25 protein-coding genes are annotated in these 21,443 nt (G+C 27.8%); 13 read left to right on the top strand and 12 right to left on the bottom strand.

Going from position 1 to position 21,443, the window contains the following annotated elements; translation table 11 throughout:
* The first annotated feature begins 2 nt into the window (after window positions 1–2).
* Window positions 3–500, top strand: coding sequence for a flavodoxin (locus D3Z07_RS13050; protein ID WP_122894106.1), 498 nt, complete (start codon window positions 3–5; stop codon window positions 498–500).
* A gap of 31 nt (window positions 501–531) precedes the next feature.
* Here the strand turns inward: D3Z07_RS13050 and D3Z07_RS13045 are convergent, their stop codons facing one another.
* Window positions 532–969 (bottom strand): Fur family transcriptional regulator, encoded by a 438-nt coding sequence (locus D3Z07_RS13045; protein ID WP_076088004.1) that lies wholly within the window; start codon window positions 967–969, stop codon window positions 532–534.
* A 178-nt stretch (window positions 970–1,147) separates the two neighbouring features.
* On the opposite strand from D3Z07_RS13045, the gene D3Z07_RS13040 reads away from it, so the two are divergent.
* Window positions 1,148–1,375 (top strand): FeoA family protein, encoded by a 228-nt coding sequence (locus tag D3Z07_RS13040; protein WP_076088006.1) that lies wholly within the window; start codon window positions 1,148–1,150, stop codon window positions 1,373–1,375.
* A complete protein-coding gene (feoB, locus tag D3Z07_RS13035) occupies window positions 1,365–3,470 on the top strand; it encodes a ferrous iron transport protein B (protein ID WP_122894105.1) in 2,106 nt (701 codons plus the stop codon). The genes D3Z07_RS13040 and feoB overlap by 11 nt, the downstream gene beginning before the upstream one ends.
* Before the next feature lie 21 nt (window positions 3,471–3,491).
* Here the strand turns inward: feoB and D3Z07_RS13030 are convergent, their stop codons facing one another.
* Genes D3Z07_RS13030 through trpA form a run of 4 tightly spaced genes read right to left on the bottom strand, consistent with a single transcriptional unit; the run spans window position 3,492 to window position 5,589 of the window.
* A complete protein-coding gene (locus tag D3Z07_RS13030) occupies window positions 3,492–3,881 on the bottom strand; it encodes a hypothetical protein (RefSeq protein WP_076089357.1) in 390 nt (129 codons plus the stop codon).
* Complete coding sequence (locus D3Z07_RS13025; protein ID WP_122894104.1) at window positions 3,874–4,104, bottom strand: hypothetical protein; 231 nt, start codon at window positions 4,102–4,104, stop codon at window positions 3,874–3,876. The genes D3Z07_RS13030 and D3Z07_RS13025 overlap by 8 nt, the downstream gene beginning before the upstream one ends.
* Complete coding sequence (locus tag D3Z07_RS13020) at window positions 4,094–4,831, bottom strand: arginyltransferase (RefSeq protein WP_122894103.1); 738 nt, start codon at window positions 4,829–4,831, stop codon at window positions 4,094–4,096. The genes D3Z07_RS13025 and D3Z07_RS13020 overlap by 11 nt, the downstream gene beginning before the upstream one ends.
* A 2-nt stretch (window positions 4,832–4,833) precedes the next feature.
* Window positions 4,834–5,589, bottom strand: a complete 756-nt coding sequence (gene trpA, locus D3Z07_RS13015) for a tryptophan synthase subunit alpha (RefSeq protein WP_122894102.1) — start codon at window positions 5,587–5,589, stop codon at window positions 4,834–4,836.
* Between the two features lie 148 nt (window positions 5,590–5,737).
* On the opposite strand from trpA, the gene panB reads away from it, so the two are divergent.
* From panB to D3Z07_RS13000, 3 genes are read left to right on the top strand one after another with little or no spacing between them, the layout of a single operon-like run.
* Window positions 5,738–6,547 (top strand): 3-methyl-2-oxobutanoate hydroxymethyltransferase, encoded by an 810-nt coding sequence (gene panB / locus D3Z07_RS13010; protein WP_076089359.1) that lies wholly within the window; start codon window positions 5,738–5,740, stop codon window positions 6,545–6,547.
* A gap of 2 nt (window positions 6,548–6,549) precedes the next feature.
* Window positions 6,550–7,578, top strand: a complete 1,029-nt coding sequence (ruvB, locus tag D3Z07_RS13005) for a Holliday junction branch migration DNA helicase RuvB (RefSeq protein ID WP_122894101.1) — start codon at window positions 6,550–6,552, stop codon at window positions 7,576–7,578.
* Window positions 7,575–8,621, top strand: coding sequence for an AI-2E family transporter (locus D3Z07_RS13000; protein WP_076088021.1), 1,047 nt, complete (start codon window positions 7,575–7,577; stop codon window positions 8,619–8,621). The genes ruvB and D3Z07_RS13000 overlap by 4 nt, the downstream gene beginning before the upstream one ends.
* Window positions 8,622–8,651: 30 nt before the next feature.
* Here D3Z07_RS13000 and D3Z07_RS12995 read toward each other — a convergent pair whose 3' ends face one another.
* Both D3Z07_RS12995 and D3Z07_RS12990 read right to left on the bottom strand, forming a co-directional pair.
* Window positions 8,652–9,398 carry a ferredoxin-thioredoxin reductase catalytic domain-containing protein gene (locus tag D3Z07_RS12995; RefSeq protein ID WP_122894100.1) on the bottom strand — a complete coding sequence of 249 codons (747 nt, stop codon included), beginning with the start codon at window positions 9,396–9,398 and terminating at the stop codon, window positions 8,652–8,654.
* Window positions 9,399–9,463: 65 nt separating this feature from the next.
* Entirely contained in the window at window positions 9,464–9,685 is a 222-nt protein-coding gene (locus tag D3Z07_RS12990) for a VF530 family protein (protein ID WP_076088036.1), read from the bottom strand.
* Between the two features lie 132 nt (window positions 9,686–9,817).
* On the opposite strand from D3Z07_RS12990, the gene D3Z07_RS12985 reads away from it, so the two are divergent.
* The 4 genes from D3Z07_RS12985 to D3Z07_RS12970 are packed head-to-tail and all read left to right on the top strand — an operon-like array spanning window position 9,818 to window position 12,225.
* Complete coding sequence (locus D3Z07_RS12985) at window positions 9,818–10,309, top strand: hypothetical protein (RefSeq protein ID WP_122894099.1); 492 nt, start codon at window positions 9,818–9,820, stop codon at window positions 10,307–10,309.
* A complete protein-coding gene (locus D3Z07_RS12980; protein ID WP_076088040.1) occupies window positions 10,306–10,563 on the top strand; it encodes a hypothetical protein in 258 nt (85 codons plus the stop codon). The genes D3Z07_RS12985 and D3Z07_RS12980 overlap by 4 nt, the downstream gene beginning before the upstream one ends.
* A complete protein-coding gene (locus D3Z07_RS12975) occupies window positions 10,560–11,204 on the top strand; it encodes a response regulator transcription factor (protein ID WP_076088043.1) in 645 nt (214 codons plus the stop codon). Before D3Z07_RS12980 ends, D3Z07_RS12975 begins: the two co-directional genes overlap by 4 nt.
* The gene (locus D3Z07_RS12970; RefSeq protein ID WP_122894098.1) at window positions 11,191–12,225 is read left to right on the top strand and encodes a sensor histidine kinase; all 1,035 of its coding nucleotides are present in this window, start codon (window positions 11,191–11,193) and stop codon (window positions 12,223–12,225) included. The genes D3Z07_RS12975 and D3Z07_RS12970 overlap by 14 nt, the downstream gene beginning before the upstream one ends.
* 22 nt (window positions 12,226–12,247) lie before the next feature.
* Here D3Z07_RS12970 and D3Z07_RS12965 read toward each other — a convergent pair whose 3' ends face one another.
* The 5 genes from D3Z07_RS12965 to D3Z07_RS12945 form a co-directional block, all read right to left on the bottom strand.
* Entirely contained in the window at window positions 12,248–12,472 is a 225-nt protein-coding gene (locus D3Z07_RS12965; protein ID WP_076088047.1) for a restriction endonuclease, read from the bottom strand.
* A 73-nt stretch (window positions 12,473–12,545) separates the two neighbouring features.
* Window positions 12,546–13,217, bottom strand: a complete 672-nt coding sequence (gene aat / locus D3Z07_RS12960; RefSeq protein WP_228200555.1) for a leucyl/phenylalanyl-tRNA--protein transferase — start codon at window positions 13,215–13,217, stop codon at window positions 12,546–12,548.
* A gap of 79 nt (window positions 13,218–13,296) precedes the next feature.
* Window positions 13,297–14,136 carry a c-type cytochrome gene (locus tag D3Z07_RS14370; RefSeq protein ID WP_322898827.1) on the bottom strand — a complete coding sequence of 280 codons (840 nt, stop codon included), beginning with the start codon at window positions 14,134–14,136 and terminating at the stop codon, window positions 13,297–13,299.
* Window positions 14,137–14,239: 103 nt separating this feature from the next.
* Entirely contained in the window at window positions 14,240–16,456 is a 2,217-nt protein-coding gene (gene clpA / locus D3Z07_RS12950; RefSeq protein WP_076088051.1) for an ATP-dependent Clp protease ATP-binding subunit ClpA, read from the bottom strand.
* Between the two features lies 1 nt (window position 16,457).
* A complete protein-coding gene (locus D3Z07_RS12945; protein ID WP_076088053.1) occupies window positions 16,458–16,757 on the bottom strand; it encodes an ATP-dependent Clp protease adaptor ClpS in 300 nt (99 codons plus the stop codon).
* 69 nt (window positions 16,758–16,826) lie between these two features.
* Here D3Z07_RS12945 and bioD point away from each other — a divergent pair, with 69 nt between their 5' ends.
* The 3 genes from bioD to D3Z07_RS12930 all read left to right on the top strand — a co-directional run bounded on the left by bioD (window position 16,827) and on the right by D3Z07_RS12930 (window position 21,433).
* Entirely contained in the window at window positions 16,827–17,459 is a 633-nt protein-coding gene (bioD, locus tag D3Z07_RS12940) for a dethiobiotin synthase (protein ID WP_122894097.1), read from the top strand.
* Between the two features lie 308 nt (window positions 17,460–17,767).
* Window positions 17,768–18,898, top strand: coding sequence for an HpcH/HpaI aldolase/citrate lyase family protein (locus tag D3Z07_RS12935; RefSeq protein WP_076088057.1), 1,131 nt, complete (start codon window positions 17,768–17,770; stop codon window positions 18,896–18,898).
* A 15-nt stretch (window positions 18,899–18,913) separates the two neighbouring features.
* Window positions 18,914–21,433 carry an aldolase/citrate lyase family protein gene (locus D3Z07_RS12930; protein ID WP_122894096.1) on the top strand — a complete coding sequence of 840 codons (2,520 nt, stop codon included), beginning with the start codon at window positions 18,914–18,916 and terminating at the stop codon, window positions 21,431–21,433.
* The last annotated feature ends 10 nt before the right edge of the window (window positions 21,434–21,443 follow it).

The following is a 21,443-nucleotide window of genomic DNA, read 5'->3' as shown; positions in this document are numbered from 1 at the left end:
AAATGGCAACAGCCTTATTTTATGCAAGTAGTACAGGAAATTCAGAAGAGATTGCAGATAAAATTGCAAGTGAACTTGGAGGAATTGAAATTTTTGATTTAAGTTCTTCTAGTGTTGAAAAAATCTATGAATATGATAAAGTTATTTTAGGTGGTTCAACTTGGGGTGATGGTGAATTAAATGATGATTGGGATGAAGCTTGGGATTCATTTAAAACGCTTGATTTAACAGATAAAACAATAGCATTATTTGGTTTAGGTGATCAAGATGGTTATCCTGATGAATTTTGTAGTGCTTTAGGAATTATTTATGAACAAGTAAGTACTAGTGGTGCTAAAATTGTAGGTTTTACATCGATTGATGGTTATGATTTTGATGATTCAAAAGCTGTAGTAGATGGAAAATTTGTAGGTTTAGTTATTGATGAAGATAATCAAGATGATTTGACTGATGAAAGAATTTCATCATGGGCTGAAAATATCAAAGCTGATATTCTATAAAAATATATTAAGAGGTCAAACTCTTAATATATTATTGACAATCTGAACATACACCATATAGTTGCATTGAGTGACTTGTAATTTTAAACTTATTCTTCTTAGCAATTCTTTCTTGTCTTTTTTCTATTTCATCATCTAAAAATTCAATAATTTTACCACACTCTGTACAAATTAAGTGATCATGATGAGATTTTGCATTACTTTCATATTTTTTACCATCTGTTCCAAAGTTAATAGATGTGATTAAATCAACTTCTTCAAGAAAACTAAGTGCTCTATATACTGTAGCAATACCAATATTTGAGTTGTTATCTTGTGATTTTATTTCGTTATAAACTTCTTCAGCTGTTAAATGGTCTTCTGCGTGAATTAATATATTTAATACGATTTCTCTTTGTTCTGTATATTTAAGACCTTTTTGCTTAACAATCTTTTTTAGTTCTTCAATTGCCTCTTCTGTGCTAATCATATAAATGTGCCTCTTAATAGTTATCTAATTTGAAAATAGTATAGCTAAAGTTTTTTTAAAACACAACAGCAATTATTATCCCTTGACAATAATCCTTATAATAATAGTTGATATCAATCAAGTATTAGTAATCTTAATTTCGTTATAATAATCATTATTAATTTTACAAAGGTAAACAATGACTCTAGATAAACTAAATATCGGAGAAAGTGCAATAATAAAAGCAGTAAACTGCGAAAATGCACTTAAGAATAGATTCTATTCTTTTGGAATGGTAAAAGGTTCAAAAGTATATATAGAAGAAGTGACTTTAACAAAAAGTACTATGGAGATAAGAATTAATACAACAAAAGTTGCAATTAGATTATCAGAAGCTAAAAAAATCGAGATAGAAAATGAACAATAAAGTAATAAAAGTTGCATTAGTTGGACAGCCTAATGTTGGTAAATCAATGCTTATTAACTCTATATCAAATGCGAGATTAAGAGTTGGAAACTTTTCAGGTGTAACAGTTACAAAAGAAGAAGTATTCTTAGATTATAAAGGTTATAAAATTGAAATTACTGATTTACCGGGTGCTTACTCTTTAAATGACTATACTCTTGAAGAAAAAGTTACAAAGGAATTTTTAGATAATTCTCCTTATGATATTATATTAAATGTTCTAGATTCAACAAATCTAGAAAGAAATCTTTACTTAACATCAGAATTATTAGCATTAGATAAAAAAATGATTATTGCATTAAATATGATTGATGAAGCACAAAAAGAATCAATACAAATTGATGAGAAGCAATTAGGTAAAATTCTTGGAAAACCTTGTTTTAAAACTAGTGCTGCAAAGAATATTGGTATTAATGAACTAGTTGAAGCAATTGTAAAAAAGTTTGAAGATCAAAAACTTCCAACAAAATTAATATTTTCAGATGTAATTGAAGAAGAGATTCAAAACATTTCAAATCTATTTAAAGATACTGGATTTAAAACACATTGTACTTTTAGAGAATTAGCACTTAAACTTTTAAAAGAAGATAAACAAACATATAAAATGTTTCATGATGAACCAATATGGGTTAAATTACAACCTATTTTAAATCATGCTTTTGAACATATGTATATTCACTATAATACTAAAAATATAGAAGATATATTCAATGATGAAAAATTTGCTTTTGCAAAAGGTGCAGTTACAGAAACAACTAAGCAAAAAATTTCAACTGCAAAAACACTAACTGAAAAAATTGATTCAATTTTAATTCATAAAATATTTGGTATTCCAATTTTTCTTTTCCTAATGTGGGGAATATTTCAATTAACTTTTGTACTTGGAAATATTCCTATGGATATGATTGATTCATTTTTTGCGAGTTTAATTGATGCAACAAAACAAGTTCTAGGAGATAATCAAATTTCATCCATGATTGCAGATGGTGCAATAGCAGGTGTAGGTGCAGTTATTTTATTTGTACCAAATATTGTGATTTTATTCTTTGGTATTACCTTGCTTGAAACAACTGGATATATGAGTAGAGTTGCCTTTTTATTAGATGGATTTTTCCATAAATTTGGACTTCATGGAAAGTCATTTATTCCTTTAGTTACAGGTTTTGGATGTTCAGTTCCAGCTTACATGGCAGCACGTACTTTAAAAAATGAAAAAGATAGATTACTTACATTATTTATTATTGGATTTATGTCTTGTGGTGCAAGATTACCTATTTATGTACTTTTTACTGGTGCTTTTTTCTCACCTGAAAATGCTGGAAATATAATATTTCTAATATATATTTCTGGTGCAATTTTAGGATTAATTGCAGCTAAGGTATTAAAAATTGTAGTATTTAAAAGTGAAGATGAACCTTTTGTAATGGAAATGCCAAAATATAGAATGCCTTCAACAAAACTAATATGGCATACCGTTTCAAACCAAGCTTATATGTATTTAAAGAAAGCTGGAACATATATTTTAGCAGCTTCAATATTAATCTGGTTTGCTTCAAACTATCCTAAATATCCATTAATTGAAGATGAATATTCAGTAAAAATCGAGCAAGCTGTAAGTGAAGAAGAACAGCAATATTTATCAGATAAACTTGCTTTATATAATTTAGAGAATTCATATTTAGGTATTATTGGTAAATTTTCAGAGCCACTTTTTGCACCTTTAGGATATGATTGGAAAATGACGATAGCCTTAGAAACTGGTCTTGCTGCAAAAGAAATCGTTGTTTCTACGCTAGGTATCTTATATGGTTTAGGGGAAGAAAATGATGAAAATTCAAAAGGACTTATTGAGAAGATAAGAAATAATATACCTTTTGCATCAGCAGTATCATTTATAGTATTTGTAATGATTTACTTACCTTGTTTAGCTGCATCAATGGTATTTGCGAAAGAAGCTGGAGGATGGAAATATTTAGTTTATTTATTCGTATTTACAACTATAACAGCTTGGGTATTAGCATTTGTAGCATATAATATTACGAAGTTAATTGTATAAGATTTAATCTTATACAATTAATTATTTTAGTTCAAATTTAGATTCAAATACTTTTTCATTTTCAATAACTCTAAAAACCCAATCTCCAGAAAGTCTTCCATTTATATATCTAAAATCATAAATTGAACCATGTCCCGCAGGAACTATCATATTTCTACTTCTAGAAATATCCCCTTGTGGGTCAATCCATTGAACAACAATTTCTTGATCTACATTTATTCTATTTCTTTCAAATTTACAAATAATAGAATTCTCATCTTGTAAAATCAAACAATCAACAGAAGGTTCGATTTTAAGTTCATTTGAATAATCTATAGGTTCATTATCTATTAATTCATCATCTTGTGTATTAATATTTTCAGCATTAAGTATTGTTATTAAAAATAAAAAAGGAAACAAGTATTTAATCATTTTTATTCTCACTTTCATCTTCTTCTACATCCATATATTTAATTAATAGATGTTTTATTGGTGCATAAAATGTCGTCATTGACACAATTGCTATAATTAATTGGGTTACTTTAAAAAGTCCACTCTTTTCATCTAATACTAGTAAAACTCCATAATAACTCAATAAAAGAGATAGTATAGCACAAATAACAATACTTATGATTACTACGACATTATAATTCATATTTCTTCCAAATTGTTTCTTCATCCAAACTAGGTCTATTTACTAATACTTCAAAAGGTGTATATGCTTCTTTATATCCCATAGAATAATGGTCTTTAATCCAATAACCTAAATAAATATAAGGAATATTCATCTCTTTTGCAATTTTAATTTGTGCCAAAATAGAAAACTTTCCTAATGATAAATCTGCATAATCATGGTCATAATAACAATAAATTGAAGAAATAGCATTAGGTAGCATATCAACTAATGCAACACCAATAAGTTTATTATCTCTCATATATAAAAACTCTTTTGCATACTCTTCTTTAGATTCAACATAAGATTTTGAATATTCATTAGGTTCAATAGGAGAATAAGGCCAATCTTTTTTTCTATTCATAAATTCATGATACTTATCATATAAATCCAAATGCTCCATAGTCATAGAAGGAGGTCTTATATAAAGTTTTGTATCTTTATTTTTATTTATTACCCTATTTTCAGATTTAGAGAATTTATAATTTTTTACATCAATTCGCATAGAAACACATTTTGTACATGTATTACATTCAGGTACAAAATGCATTCTTCCAAATCTTCTCCAACCACGTTCTAGCATAGCTTGATATGAATTTGGAGAGCATGAATACATATATTTATATCTAATATCTGATATATTATCTTCAAAATAAGAGCAAGATCTTTGCTCTTCAACAAATTCAATATCTTTATTTAAAATATGCATGATTATTCGTTTATTTTTTCTTTTATCTCTTTTGCAATTGCAGAGATTTTAGTAATTTTTTCATTATAAGATAAAGAATCATCAATTATATGTTTAACAAAAGTACTTCCAACAATTACTCCATCTACACCTTGTGATTTTTCTTTACAAGTATTTTCATCCACACCAAAACCGATATATAAAGGAGTGTTTGTATATTTTCTTACATTTGAAATAATAGTACTTAAATCTTCACTTTGTCCACTTCCTGTAATTCCTGCGTAAGCAACCATATAAATAAACTTTTTACTATCAGTAATAATTTCTTTTATACGTTCATCACTATCTGTTGGTGCTACAAATGATATATTTGCCTTATTATATTTTTCATATAAAGGTGTTAAACTACCTGCCATTTCAAAAGGTAAATCAGGAATAATAGTTCCAGTAATCCTATATTCATCTGCTTTTTGTAAGAATTTTTCAATTCCATATCTATAAAAAGGATTCATATATCCCATCCATAAAGTATCCATATGTGGTGCTATTTTTGAAGAAACTTCAAAAAGGTCATTTAATTTAAACCCATTATTTAGTGCTAGTAAATTTGCTTTTTCAATCACAGGACCATCTGCAACTGGATCTGAAAATGGAATTCCCAATTCTAAGGAATCAACACCAGCTTCTTTCATACTTAATGCTAAATCAACTGTAAAGTTGTTTTCTGGGTATGAAGCTGTAATATATCCTACAAGTTTTTTATCAATATTTTCATTCATTTAACTATATCCTATTCAATTATTAACATATATATTATCTAAAATCAAGTTTATTCTCTCTTTAAAAAACTCTTGAAAGTTTTATTTATTTATTAGAAAGATTTTTTTGCTAAAATATCTATTATATTAATAAATGGGAAAATACAAAATGAGTATTATAAAAAATGATTTTGAAAAAATGAATATTACAAAAATTATAAATTATAAAAATAATAAAAAACTTACAATGATAACAGCATATGATGCACTATTTGCAAAACTTTTTGAAGAAATAGCAGATATGATTTTAGTAGGTGATAGTTTAAATATGAGTTTTGCAGGAAAACCTGATACTCTTTCAGCAACGTTAGAGCAAATGATTTATCATACAAATGCAGTATGTGCTGGTGCTTCTAAGGCTTTTGTCATTTTAGATATGCCTTTTGGAACATACATAAATGAAAATCAAGCTTTACAAAACGCTGTAAAAGTTTACCAACAAACTAACGCAAGCGCTGTTAAAATTGAAGGTGGCGAAGACAGAGCACATATAATTAAACACTTAACTTCAAATTCAATTGCAGTAATGGGACATATTGGCTTAATGCCACAATATGTAAGAAGTGAAGGTGGCTATAAAGTTAGAGGAAAAACAAAAGAAGATGAAGAACAACTAATAAAAGATGCTATTGCAATAGAAAAAGCAGGTGCCTTTTCTATAGTAGTTGAAGGTGTTCTAAGCCATGTTGCAAAAAAAATAACTGATGCTGTTTCTATTCCTGTAATTGGAATTGGAGCAGGAAATGTAACAGATGGACAAGTATTAGTTTGGTCTGATATGTTAGGCTTTTTTGAAGATTTTAAACCAAAGTTTGTAAGACATTATTTAGATGGAGCACAATTAGTAAAAAATTCCGTAAATCAGTATAGAAGTGATGTTCAAGATTCAACTTTCCCTTCTAAAGATGAAGAATACTAAGTATGGAAAGAATTGTAGAGGTTGAATCAGTATCTTTTGAAGAAGATAATAATGAAGTTAATTTAAGACCTTCTTCTTGGGACGATTATATTGGTCAAGAAAAAATAAAAAGAAATTTAAAAGTATTTATTGAAGCTTCAAGAAAAAGAAATGAAGCCTTAGATCATATACTTTTTTATGGACCTCCTGGACTTGGGAAAACAACAATCTCGTATTTAATTTCAAATGAAATGGATACAAATATAAAAATTACAGCAGGTCCAATGATTGAGAAATCAGGTGATTTAGCTGCGATTTTAACAAACCTTGAAGAAGGTGATATTTTATTTATTGATGAAATCCATAGACTCTCACCTGCTGTTGAAGAAATACTTTATCCAGCAATGGAAGATTATAGACTTGATATTATAATTGGCTCAGGACCTGCTGCACAAACTGTTAAAATTGATTTACCAAGATTTACATTAATTGGAGCAACAACAAGAGCAGGAATGCTTTCAAATCCTTTAAGAGAAAGATTTGGAATGCATTTTAGAATGCAATTTTATAATCATGAAGAATTAGCAAAAATTATTCAAATAGCCTCTACAAAATTAAATAAATATTGTCAAAATGATGCAGCAGAAGAAATTTCAAGAAGAAGTAGAGGAACTCCAAGAGTTGCTTTACGATTATTAAGACGTGTACGTGATTTTGCTGAAGTTGAAAATGAAGACGAGATACACCTAAAAAGATGTAAGTATGCCTTAGATGAATTAGGTGTTAATGAAAGTGGTTTTGATGAAATGGATATTAATTTACTTGAATTATTAGTATCAAATAAAGGTAAACCAATGGGTCTTTCAACTATGGCTGCAGCTCTTAGTGAAGATGAAGGAACAATTGAAGATGCAATTGAACCATATTTACTAGCAAACGGCTTTATAGAAAGAACAGCAAGAGGAAGAATTGCAAGTATAAAAACATATGAAATGTTTAGACTTTCATATCCTAATAGTGACAAATTAGATGACGAAGGTAGTCTGTTTTGAAGCCCGTTTATTTCTTAATATTTATAGCTGCTATTACAATATTCTTTATGGTAGAGCTATTTAGTCCATTCTTAAAGGCATTATTTGTAGCGCTACTTCTAGCAGTTGCTACTAATTCTTTAACACTATACTTAGAAAATAGATTAAACAGTAGAGTTATAGCAACAGTTACGATGACTCTTACACTTGCTGGAATATTCTTTATTCCTGTAATGTATTGTATTTTTGCATTCGCTAATTACTTTAATGACCTTAATCAACAAACTTTAATAAAAGAGTTTTCAAATTTAAAATTTTGGGTACAAAACCTTTCAGATGACTTCTTATTTATAAAAGAACAACTAAGTTTTATTCTTACAAAAATAGATGTAGGTCAAATTGCACAAAAAACACTAGCAGTAGGTGGTTCTATTGGTAAAAACTCTGCAGGGTTTATGATGGATATGGTTTTGATTTTAATTTTCTATTTCTTCTTTACTTTATATTCAACAACTATATCTACTTTTGTAAAAGAGTTATTACCAATTAAAAAAGATGATTCAATTACACTTTTTTATGAATCCTCGAATGTAATGACAGTTGTTTTATATTCTGTAATAATTACAGCAATTTTTGAAGGGTTTTTATTTGGGTTTTTTCTAACATTTTATAGATATGACGGTTTATTATTAGGAGTTTTATATGGTTTTGCATCATTAATTCCCGTAATTGGAGGAGTTATTATGTGGCTTCCTTTGGTAATCTATGAAGCAATAACAGGTTCAATTACAAATGCAATTGTAATTGCAGTGTATTCAATTCTTATGATTTCAGTATTTGCTGATACTTTTGCTAAACCTGTAATTATAAAATATATAAATCAAAAAGTTGTAAAAACACCTACAAAAGTGCATGAAATATTAATATTCTTTTCTATTGTAGCTGGACTTTCAACATTTGGTTTTTGGGGAATGATTATAGGACCTGCGATGGTTACATTCTTTATTTCAATAATGCATTTACTAAAAAAATATTCAGAAGAATCAAAAGAGGATGTATCCTAAAAAAAGGATACATCTTATAAATAAAGAGTCTTACTCTTCTCCACTTAGTGTTTCACCTTGGAATGAAGATATTCCATAATCTAAGTTAGCAACACTTTTATATCCTAAATCAAGCATAATTCTTTGACAATAAGCTGATCTACTTCCACTTAAACAATAAACAACTACAGGAGTATCTTTTTGGTCATCAACTCTTTCAAGTGCTTGATAAAATGAAGTAGTTGGAACTAAATAATCTGTACCTTTAATTCTTCTTCCAACCCATTCCATCCATTCTCTTGTATCAATTAAATTAAATTTTACAAAACCTAATTCTCTAGCTTCAAGTAAAGATTCTAATTCACTTGAATTTACTTCTTCTTTTAAAAGTAAATCTGCACACTCTTCTTTAGTTAAACCTCTTGAATGAGTTGCAATAGCATCATGTAATTCTTCTTCTTTAGCACTTGTTTGTGCAAATTCTGGTGTACAAAAAATCCCACAGTGACAATTACCTTTTTGCGGAATCTCTTCTTTTAATGCAGGTTTACATGGACATAATCGGTTATCGGCAGCTTTTTGTTCTTCTTTTGTTTCACCAATAACCATAAAACAGGGACAATATCTTTTACCATAAATCATTTTATTTCGTGCAAGTCCCATTTGAATTGATTCATTCACTTCATCATTTGGATTATATGCAAATTTAAAGTTTTCAACTACTTTATCTGTGAATTGTTTAGTAAGTTCTAACTCTGTCTGAAACTCTTCACTATTTGTATCTATTTTTTTTATCATTATATAAAATTCCTCTCAATTTAAAAATGTATCTTAGTATAATATACTTTAGTTTTTACAATATTCTATGATTTAAATGTCTTAATATACAAGTTTTCGACCTTCGTTCTTGCCCATGGAGTTTTTCTTAAAAACTTTAAACTTGATTTAATTGAAGGGTTATTATAAAAACAATTAATTTTTATTCTTCTATCTAATTCTTCCCAACCAAATTCATCAACAAGTTCATTTAATATCATTTCTAATTTAATTCCATGTAATGGATTATTCTCATTATTCCCAGCCATTTTATTCCTTATCATTTTATATATTATAGCAGTTTAACTTTTTATTTTATTTAGGTTTTAATCCCTTTTTTTATATAATAATTACTTAAAGAATTATTATTTAAGAATAATATACAAATAAGAAAGGACAAAATGTTTAATCAAAAACAAACATATTTTACAATACTTTTTTTATTAGTCTTTTCTGGATGTTCAGTAATAAACCCTAATAAAAATATTGAAGTTGAAGCTAAAAATATTGAGAAAGCAATTGTAAAAAATGAGATTAAAAAAGAAACAAAAAAAACTCCTATAAAAAAAGCTGTAATAAAAAAGAAAACTCAAAGTTATAAATATTGTAATAAACATAGAAAAATCATGGATCATGCTTCTTTATATATCAAAAAAGAGTTCAATAAGGGATATTTTATTCAAAAAGATATACTTGGTGCAGAAGCTCAATTATTTTTAATAGAAAGTAATTCTCAAAGTATCTTTGCTAAAAATATAAATAATGCATTAAAATCTTATAATCGTGAATATACTATAGCAAAAAGAAATAGATGTAATCTAAGTAAATATAAGACTTCGCCAATAAACAAAGTGAAATTAGAAATTAAAAGATTAAAAAAAGAAGCGAAATGATACTAAAAAAAACAATTATAATATATTTATTATCTCTTACAACTTTTGCATTTGCACAGAATAAAGAAGTTAATAAATTATTAGAAAAAGTTAATCAAGCGCCAACAGCAGAAGTTAAAAAAGAACTAATTGAAGAATTAAAAGATAAATTAGCATCTGAAAATAAAAAAGCTCAACAAGAAGCAGATGCAATTATAAAAGCAAAGAAAAAAATTCCTCAAAAACTTTACAAGCAAAATACCTTATCAAAATGATTAAGCAAGCAAAAATCTTACTCTTAGAAGATGATGAAATACTAGCTCAAACAATGCTTCAAATTCTAAAAGATGAAAACTATGATGTAACACTTGTTAATGATGGAGAAGAAGTCCTTGAGTACACTTATGAAAATAAATATGATTTATATTTATTTGATATTAATGTTCCTTTATTATCAGGGCTTGATACTTTAAAACTTTTAAGACAAGCTGATGATTTAACACCAACTTTTTTTATTACTGCAAAAAGAGATATAACAACTACATTAGAAGGTTTTGATTGTGGTTGTGATGATTATATAAAAAAACCATTTGATTTAGATGAATTACTTGCACGTGTTAAAGCTATTTTAAAAAGGAAAAACCCAATTATTAAATATTCTGATATAACTTTTGATTTACTTGAAAACAGAGTATTTAAGAATAATGAAGAAGTAGCTTTAGGCTTAGTAGAAAAAGAAATATTTTCACTCTTAATTAGAAATATAAATATGACTGTAAATAAATCAACATTTTTTGATTACATGAATAGACCAAGTGATAGTGCGCTTCGTGTTTTAATAAGTAAATTGAAAAAAGTACTAGATATTAATATCTCAAATACAAAAGGTATAGGATATAAACTTGAAGAATTATGAAAAAAAATCATTTTTTACAACCTTATATCTATTTTTTATTCCTTTATTATTACTTTCTTCTGTAGTTTTATATATGTATCACCAAGACAAAATAAATGATATTGAGCAAAATATACTTTATCAAATGAAAGATTATACCTTTGATTTTAAGGGAGAAAAATTTACATTAGATATTATTGAAAATGATAAAAAAAAACAGTTATTTAAGATATATCATTGCAAAGAAGGTTTATGTGCATATTTCCAAACAGCATCAACTGGACCTTATTTATTAAAAGTTATATATGATAAAAATAAATACAAAAAAGTTTATAATGAATTCTTAACAGATATATTTAAATTTAGTTTTATTATATTGTTTTTACTTTTCTTACTCTCAATTGCTTTTGCAATATATTCATTAAAACCTATGAAAGAAGCACTTTATCTCTTAGAAAACTTTTTAAAAGATATTATTCATGATTTAAATACTCCTGCAACCTCAATTTTATTAAATTCTAAACTATTAAGAAAACGTGGAGATTTTGATGAAATAGAAAGAATAGAATTAAGTGCTAAAAGTATTGCATCATTATATAAAAACTTAGAATATATGACACCTAATAGTATTAATAAAGATGAAAATATTTCTATAGAAGAAATAATCAATGAAAAAGTAGAAGTTCTACAAAAAATATATCCTAAAATAAAATTTATTAAAGACTTAAATCCCTTGATAGTTCAAAGTAATAAAAATGGTATAGATAGAATTATAGACAATCTAATGACTAATGCATGTAAATATAATAAGAAAAATGGTCAATTATCGATTAAAATACATGAGAATCAAGTAATAATTGAAGATACAGGAATTGGAATAAAAGATACAAAAAAAGTATTTCAACGATACTATAAAGAAACTGATGCCGGACTAGGAATTGGAATGAGTATTGTAAAACAACTATGTGAGGTTTTAAATATAAATATTTATATAAAAAGTGAAATAAAAAAAGGAACACAAGTTATACTTGTATTCCCATAAATTTGACCTAGTAAAATTAGAATTATTTTTTTAATTTTGTATCAATAATTTCTTTTGCTTGACTAAGATCTTTTTTATCAATAACAGAAAGTTCAATTTCTAACTTTTTCATTAAAACTTGTTTCTCTTTTGCATCACTTGTTTTGTTGATTTCTTCAACTAAAGCTGAAACATTACTAATTCCATTTGCGAATAGACTTGTACTTGCAGCGATTGCTATAGCTGCTATTAATTTTGTTACTTTCATTTTCATTCTCCTTAATTTGAATGTATGGAAGTATAAGATAAGAGTGTAAGTTAAGTGTTAGTTTTAAATAAGTTTAAAAAGTTTTACAATTATGAGAAGATTCTTTTACAAGATTTAAGAACTCTTTTCTAGTAATTGTTTTTGCACCTAAAGATTGTAAATGATTACTAGGTATCTGACAATCAATCATTTTAAAGTCATTTTCTTTAAGTCTTTGAACTAAATGAAAAAAAGCAACTTTAGAAGCATCTGTTTTTTTAGCAAACATAGATTCACCACAGAAGATATTACCAATATTTACACCATATCCTCCACCAACTAATTCACCTTCATAATAAGCTTCAAAAGAGTGTGCAAATCCTATTTCATGAAGTTTAGTATAGGCATCAATAATTTCATTTGAAATCCATGTACCTTTTTTATCTATTCCTTCGCGTATTTTTTTACATTCAATCATTATATTTCTAAAGTTTGTATCGAATTTAATTTCAAAAATATTTTTATTAATAGTCTTTTTTAAACTTTTAGATATTTTAAGTTCATCTAATTGCAGAATACATCTAGGATTTGGGCTCCACCAAAGAATTGGGTCAGATTCATTATACCAAGGGAAAATACCATTTAAGTAAGCAGTCATAATCCTATTTGGGTTTAAATCACCGCCATAAGCTACGATACCTTTATCATTTGCATAATTTGGGTCTGGAAAGATATATGAGTTTTTATCCAAAGGATAGATATTCAAATATAAGCCTTATTTTTTAAGATTATATCTAAAAAGAAGTTTATATAAAGAAGGGATGTCCCTTCTTTATATTTAAATATTATAAGTTAGAAATAAATCCAGCTAAAGCATCAATTTCAGCATCACTTTTAGTAGCTACTTGACCTTTCATTACGCCTTTCATAACTCCACCGTAAGAACCATCTTTATAACCATTTAATGCAGCAATTGTTTTAGCTTTATCCCAACCTTTAATAATTTGAGATTTACCTAATGCAGCTTTTTCACCATTTTGACCATGACAAGCAGCACACGCACCAAATAATGCTTTAGCATTAATAGAAGGTTTTGCATCTGCAACTTTTGCAACTGCTTCAGTTTTAACAGCTTCAACTTTTTCAGCTGTTGCTTCTTTTGTTGCAGTTGCAGCTGCAACTGTAGTTGAAACGGCACTTGAAACTTTTTCGCTAACTGCATTTGTAGCATCTGATGCTACAGCTTTAGCTTTTTCAACTGTTTGAGATACTGCAGTTGTTGCTGTATCACTAGCTTTTGTCATTGTTTCAGCAACAACTTCTTTTGCTGCATCTTTAGCAACAACTGCTTTTTCACTTACAGTTGCAACTGCAGTTGCTGCCATTTCTTTAGTATCAGTTGAACCATTAGCCATTGCTTCTTTAGCAGTATCTACAACATTTTGTGTTGTTTCTTTAACTACAGCAGTAGTATTATCAACAACTTTAGTTGTTGCATCTGTAACTGTAGTTTTTAATTCAGTTGCTGCTTTAGTAACAGTTTCTTTAACTTCTTTTGCTGCTTCACTAACAGTACTAGTTGCAGATTCAGTTGCTTTTGCTACTTCTGTAGTAACCTTTTTATCTTCACCACACCCTGTTAATAATAATACTGCTACAGCAGAACTAATTAAAATTTTTTTCATTTGCTTCGATCCTTTTAAAATAATTTTGAATTTTACTTTCTTTATCTTAAAGAAGTAATTAAATATGAATAATAATAAATTAAAATTGTATAAAAAATGTGTTTTACACAAGATATTCAAATACAAATTCATCTTTGTAATCAATATTTACAATTCCACCTTTTTTAAGTTTTCCAAATAAAATCTCATCTGTTAACACATCTTTGATTTTATCAGAAATAACTCTATTAAGTGGTCTTGCACCCATAGCTTTGTCATAACCAATACTTGCAAGTTCTTTTTTAGCTTTGCTAGTAATATTAATTTTGATATGCTTATCGCTTAATTGTTCTTCTAAATCAGTAATAAATTTAGCAACAACTTTACTTACAACATCGATTGATAAACTATCAAATGAAACAACACTATCAAGTCTATTTCTAAACTCAGGTGCAAAGAATTTACTAATAGCTTTGTTTTCATTTAAGTTATCATTTTTAGCAAATCCCATAACATTTGCTTCTGTTGCTCCTAAATTTGAAGTCATTACTAGTATTACATTTTGGAAATCAGCTTTATTTCCTGCATTATCTGTAAGTTCGGCATTATCCATAACTTGTAATAAAACTGACATTAAATCAGGATGTGCTTTTTCAATTTCATCAAGAAGTAATACTGTATGAGGATGCTTTCTAATAGCTTCTGTTAATAATCCACCTTGCTCAAAACCAACATAACCAGCAGGAGCTCCAATTAGTCTTGAAATTGTATGAGCTTCCATGTATTCACTCATATCAAATCTTTCAAAGTGAATACCTAATTGTAATGATAATTCTTTTGCAACTTCAGTTTTACCAACACCTGTAGGTCCTGTAAAAAGAAAAGAGCCAATTGGTTTTTTATCAAGACCTAATCCTGCTTTATTTCTTTTAATTGATTGAACAATTGTTGTAATTGCTTTATCTTGACCATAAACTCTTTTTTGCATATTCTTTTCTAAAGACTTTAATAAAGTCAAATCAGATTTTGTAGCAGATTTAGCAGGAATATGTGCCATTTTTGCAATTGTATTTTCAACATCAACTTGAGAAATAGTTACATTCTTCTTTGATTTTGTTTTAAGTGTAGATACTAAAGAAATCTTCTTCGAAGCTCCAACCTCATCAATAACATCAATTGCACAATCAGGTAGGAATCTATCAGTAATATATTTTTTACTTAACTCAACTGCGCTTCTAATTGCAGTTTTTGAATATTTAATTCCATGGAACTCTTCATATTTTGATTTTAAACCTTCTAAAATTAATATTGAATCTTCAATTGAAGGTTCTTCCACATCAACTTTTGCAAATCTTCTAGAAAGTGCTTTATCTTTTGAAAAATCATTTCTATACTCTGCAAATGTAGTTGCACCTATACATCTTAGTTTTCCATTTGAAAGCATTGGTTTTAAAATATTTGAAGCATCCATTGCTGAACCACCAACACTTCCTGCTCCTACAATTGTATGAATTTCATCAATAAATAAAATGGCATTTGGAACTTTTACTACTTCTTGTAAAAGTGATTTTAATTTTTTCTCAAAATCACCTCTATATTTTGTTCCTGCAATCATAGAACCCATGTCAAGTGAAAAAACTTTTGCATCATGTAAAAATTCAGGAACATTTTCTTGAGCAATTTCTAAGGCTAATCCTTCAGCAATTGCAGTTTTACCAACTCCTGGTTCTCCTACTAAAATTGGATTATTCTTTTTTCTTCTACTTAAAATCTCAATTACTCTTGAAATTTCTTTTTCTCTTCCAATTACAGGATCAATTTCACCTTTTTTTGCAACACTTACAAGTTCAGAAGAATTTTTATCTAAAACTTTATTAGATTTTTCTTCACCCTCTTCTTGCTGTGATGTTTCATCAACTTCTTTATGAGATATCTCTTCTAAAATATCAATTCTTTCAATTCCTAAAGATTTTAATAAATATAAAGCATAAGACTTTTCATCTTTTAAAATTGCAACAAACATATCTTCTACATTTGCATTTCCTCTACCACTTGTTTGTGTATGTGCAACCATATATTCAATTGTGGAAGTTAAAGAAATTGTTTCAATTGGTTCATCATCAATTCCTTCTGGTAACTTAGGTGTATTTTCTTCTATATATTTTTTTGTATCTTCAAATAATTTATTATTATCAACACCTAAATCTATAAACAAATTCTCAATTGATTCATCATGTAATAACATTAAAAAAATATGTTCAATAGTTAAATATTCATGATTACTAGTTTTTGCATAACTAACTGCTTGTGAAAAAATACTTCTTAATTCTTTACTTATCATTTTATTCTTCTTCCATGACAGCTTTTAAAGGAAAACCTTTTTCTCTTGCCATTGTTTTAACTTGCCCTACTTTAGTAGCAGCTATTTCATGTGTATAAACTCCACATACTTCACGTCCATTATTATGTATGTTTAACATAATATTTGATGATTCATCTAAACTTTTTCTAAATACTTTTACTAATACATCAATAACAAAATCCATTGTTGAATAATCGTCATTTAATAAAAAAACTTTATATTTTTTTGGTTCTTGTAAATCTAAATCATCTTCTAATTCTATTTCAATCTCGTTACTCACTTCAAACCTTTTTTATGATAAAATACCATTCTAATTTTTAAAAAAATATTATACCAAAAAAGAAATTATATGAATAAAGACATTAACTACTATAAAAATAAATCCATTTTCATTACTGCTACAAATACAGATGTAGGAAAAACTTATGCAAGTGAAAAGTTTTTAAGATACTTTTCAAGAAAAGGCTTAAAAGTAGGTTACTTCAAACCTTGTGAAACAGGTGTTATCACACAACCAATAGATGGTTCAAAGATGTTAAATCTAACAAAAGAGCTAAACAAAGATTTTAAAGCCAATATAAACGATGTAGTACCTTATCAATTTAAACTCCCAGCAGCACCTTATGTTGCAAAAGAAGATACAAGAATATCTTTAGAAGTATTAAAACAAAAGAAAGCTTATTTACAATCAATGTGTGATGTACTTATTATTGAAGGTGCGGGAGGATTAATGGTTCCACTTGAAGCTAATTTATTTATTATTGATTTAATAAAAGAGTTTGAGAGTCAAACCATTTTAATTACACCTTCTAAACTTGGATGTATAAATGATACCCTACTTTCAATTGAAGCACTTAAAAATAGAAATATTGATTTTGAATTTTTTATTAATTTATATCAAGATAAAGATAGCTTCAAAAAAGTTTCTCAACCATTTTTAAAAGACCATTTTAAAACACTTCAATTTTTAGATGATTTATAGAAATATTGTAAATTTGCAAAAGAATTTGTAAATTTGCAATATTTTATTCTTTATTATTCTTAAATTTACATCACTTTTCCTAGTGTTTTTGCATGTTTTCCCCTTCTCTTTAAGTTTTCTTTCCCTTAGTCATGGTATTTGTTCTAGTTTTTTGAATTTAAACTTAAGTAAAAACACTATTTTTTTTTACATAAAAACAATTCATTTTAAATAATGTATAACTTTCACATCAGTTTTATTCTATATACTAATAGAGTTAAAAACAGTAAGAAAAGAAAATTCAACATACAAAGAAAGGTAGATAAAAAATGACTTCTGCAATAGATTTATCAAAATTAACAGCAAACGATGATTTGACACCAGTTTTAGGTGGATACTGGCCTGGTATTCAGATTTATTACCCACCAATTAAATTCAACCCACTTGATGGTACATATGAAAGTATGGAGCAAGCTAAATTAAGATTACAAAAACATGCTTATAAAACAAAAGCACATACTGTACTATTTGATTTAGAAGATGGTTGTAGACAAAAAGCTATGTCAAGAGAATTATTAATTCAAGAACTTCCAAAGTTCCCTGAAAGAAATTTCCAAATAGCTGTTAGAATTAACCCATTTAGAACAGATGAGTATGAAGAAGATTTAAAAATGTTAAAACAAATTCATCAATATATTGATGTAATTGTATTAGCAAAAGCTGGAGAAGTTTACGGATCTGCTGAAATTAGAGATTTATCTTCTTGGTTAGTATCTATTGGAAGTAATTTAACAATTCAACCAATTATTGAGCATCCAAAGTCACTTCAAATTGCTGATAGATTAATGGATCACTCAACAGTTAAACATGTTGTTTTTGGTATTCATGATTTCTCTAAAGCAATGGCTTATAAAATCACACCAGAAGGTTGGATTAATGAGTTAGAAACATTCTTTAATATGCTTACAATGGAAGCTAGAGTTAAAGGTGCTGGAGTTATTGGTGGAGTTGAAGTTATGCTTACACCACACTCACTACCTGATCACTGTGTTGAGAAAAAAGATATTAGAAGATGGTTAGATTTACATGGTGATGATGCATCTAGACATGTTTATGCACATGCACAAAGAGAAAATGCAATGGGATTAACTGGTAAACAAGTTATTACACCAAATCATATTAATGTTTGTAAAGTTGCATTTACACCAAGCCCAAAAGAGCTTGAGCATGATATTACTGTATTAAAACTAGCAATTGAGACTGATGCTTTATTAAGTGGAGCAATAAGATATAAAGGTGAAATGTTAGATCCACCAATGTTTGGTAAGGCTTTACAAAATATTTTAAGAGCATACGCACTTAGAAGTTTAAATAAAGAAGATGAGATATTTGCATTATCGGTATTAAATAGAATGCCTATACATACATTTAAAGAAAACTGGCCTTACGGTCAAATTTAATAAGGAGTTATAATAATGAGTTCAAATGTAACAATTGAAGTACCAGAATACTTAAATATTGGAGTTGCTTGTACATCTAAACATGTAGGAACAGCTAAAGAAAATAGTACTGCTATGATTATTGAAGATGATAAGCTTGGTACTGATGAAATAACATATAAAGATTTAGCTACTAAATCAGATCAAATTTGTAACTTCTTAACTGGATTAGGATTTGAGCCTAGAGATAGAGTTTTAGTTTGTTTAAAAAACTCACTTGCTTACCCTATTTCATTTTTTGGAGCTATTAAAGCAGGTATTATTGCAGTACCAACTTCAACACTTTTATCAGGTTCTGAAGTTAAATATTTAGCAGAAGATTCACAAGCAAGTGCTATTGTATTATCTGCAACAATGTATGATAATTTATTACCTTACTTAGAAAACCTTGATAACTTAAAAACAATTATCGTTGCAGGTGTTGATTCAACTGAAGGTTTAAATATTCCTAAGGGAATGAATGTTTACTCTTTTTCTGAGATTTTAAAAACTGCAGATAAAAAAGCAAATCACTATAAATCAAAATCAGGTGAGCCTGCTTATTTAGTATATACTTCAGGAACAACTGGTTATCCAAAAGGTGTATTACACTCACATAGATCACTTGTAGGAAGAACTCCTGCTACTGAATACTGGTTTGATTTTAAAGAAAATGACAGAATCATGCACTCTGGTAAATTTAACTGGACTTATGTTTTAGGTTCTGCACTTATGGATCCATTATTTAATGGTCATACAGTTATTGCTTACGAAGGTGGTAATGATGCTGGAACTTGGATTGAATTAATTAAAAAACATAAATGTACTATCTTTATTGGAGTACCTACAATTTATAGACAAATTATTCAAAAAACTGAATTTACAGCTGCTGATTGTCCATCGTTAAGATATTGTATGTCTGCTGGTGAACACTTATCTGATGAAATGATTGGTTTATGGAGAGATAGATTTAAGCAAGATATTTTTGAAGCAATTGGAATGAGTGAGTGTTCTTACTATATTTCACATTCAAAAAACAATCCAATTAGACCTGGTTCTGCAGGATTTGTACAACCAGGACATACTGTAAAATTACTTGACCCTGACACACTAGAAGAAGTTCCAGATGGTGAAGAAGGTATGATTTCTATTGGTGAAGATGATCCAGGTTTATTCTTAGAGTACTGGCAATTAGAAGAAGAGACTAGAAAAGCTAAGCATAATGGTTACTTCTTTACAGGTGATTACGCTAAAAGAGATGAAGATGGTTACATCTGGTTCATTGGTAGAAAAGATGATATTATTAATACATTTGGATTTAGAGTATCTCCACACGAAATTGAAAGAGTTGTAAAAACTCATGATTTAGTAGCTGATTGTGTTGCTTTTGGTTTAGAAATTGGAAAAGATAAAGTAATTGTAGCAATTGCTGTAATTGGACATGAAGAATTAACAGCAGAACAAGAAGCAGAAGTATTAGCATTCTCACAAGCAAATCTTGCTAAATACAAAGCACCTAAAACAATTTTTGGAATGAAAGATTATCCAAGAACTAAAAATGGAAAAGTATTAAGAAAGCAACTTGTTAAAAATTTACATGATGTTTATCATGCAAAAGAAACAGGTGAAGAGATTAAAGAATACAAAGCAAGAAGATCAATGTTATTTGTTCCTGCTTACAACAAACATAATGTTGAAAAAGCAAAAACAGTACTAGCTGATTCTGTAATCTTTGATTTAGAAGCAATTTTATCTGAGCAAAGAGAACCAGCTAGAGATACAATTAAATCAGTTTATAAAGAAAGTGGTTCAAAATTTGGTGAGTCTGAAAGAATTCTAAGAATTAACAACTTAGGAAGTGAAGATATTGCAAAAGATTTAGCTTTAGCAAAAGAAATTGAAATCGATGGTTTATTATTCTCAAAAATTGAAACAGCTGAACAAGTTTTAGAAGCTGTTAAACTAATTGAAGAAGTTAATCCAGATTTATCTTTAATGATTATGATTGAAACTCCATTATCAGTTTTAAATATCCAACAAATTTGTGCAGCATCACCTAGAGTTGAAGTTGTAGTTGTTGGTTCTAATAAACTTGCTAATAGACTTCAAATTGATATCAAAAAAGGTTCAAAAGCAATGTTTAACTATTTATCACAAATTGCACTTGCTGCAAAGGCATATGGTCAAACTGTTATTGATGGACCTCATTTTGATGTTCATGATGAATTTGCTTGTGAAGATTCAACAAAAGATGCATTTAACTTAGGATTTGATGGTAAGTCTTTAATCCATCCAATTCAGATTGAATACATAAATGATATCTTTACTCCAAAACAAACTGAAGTTGAAGATTATGAAGCTATGATTAATAAATATGACGCAGCTAAAAAAGAAGGTAAAGAAGTAATTTATCATAATGATAGATTAGTTGATGGTTCTAGAATTAAATGGGCTAAGAAAATGATTACATTATATGAAACATATAAATCATTAGGTCAAAACCTATTTAATAAATAAGGAGAAATAA

It is taken from the genome of Arcobacter peruensis, assembly GCF_003711085.1.
GTDB lineage: Bacteria > Campylobacterota > Campylobacteria > Campylobacterales > Arcobacteraceae > Poseidonibacter > Poseidonibacter parvus.
This window is presented reverse-complemented; position numbering and strand designations above follow the sequence as displayed.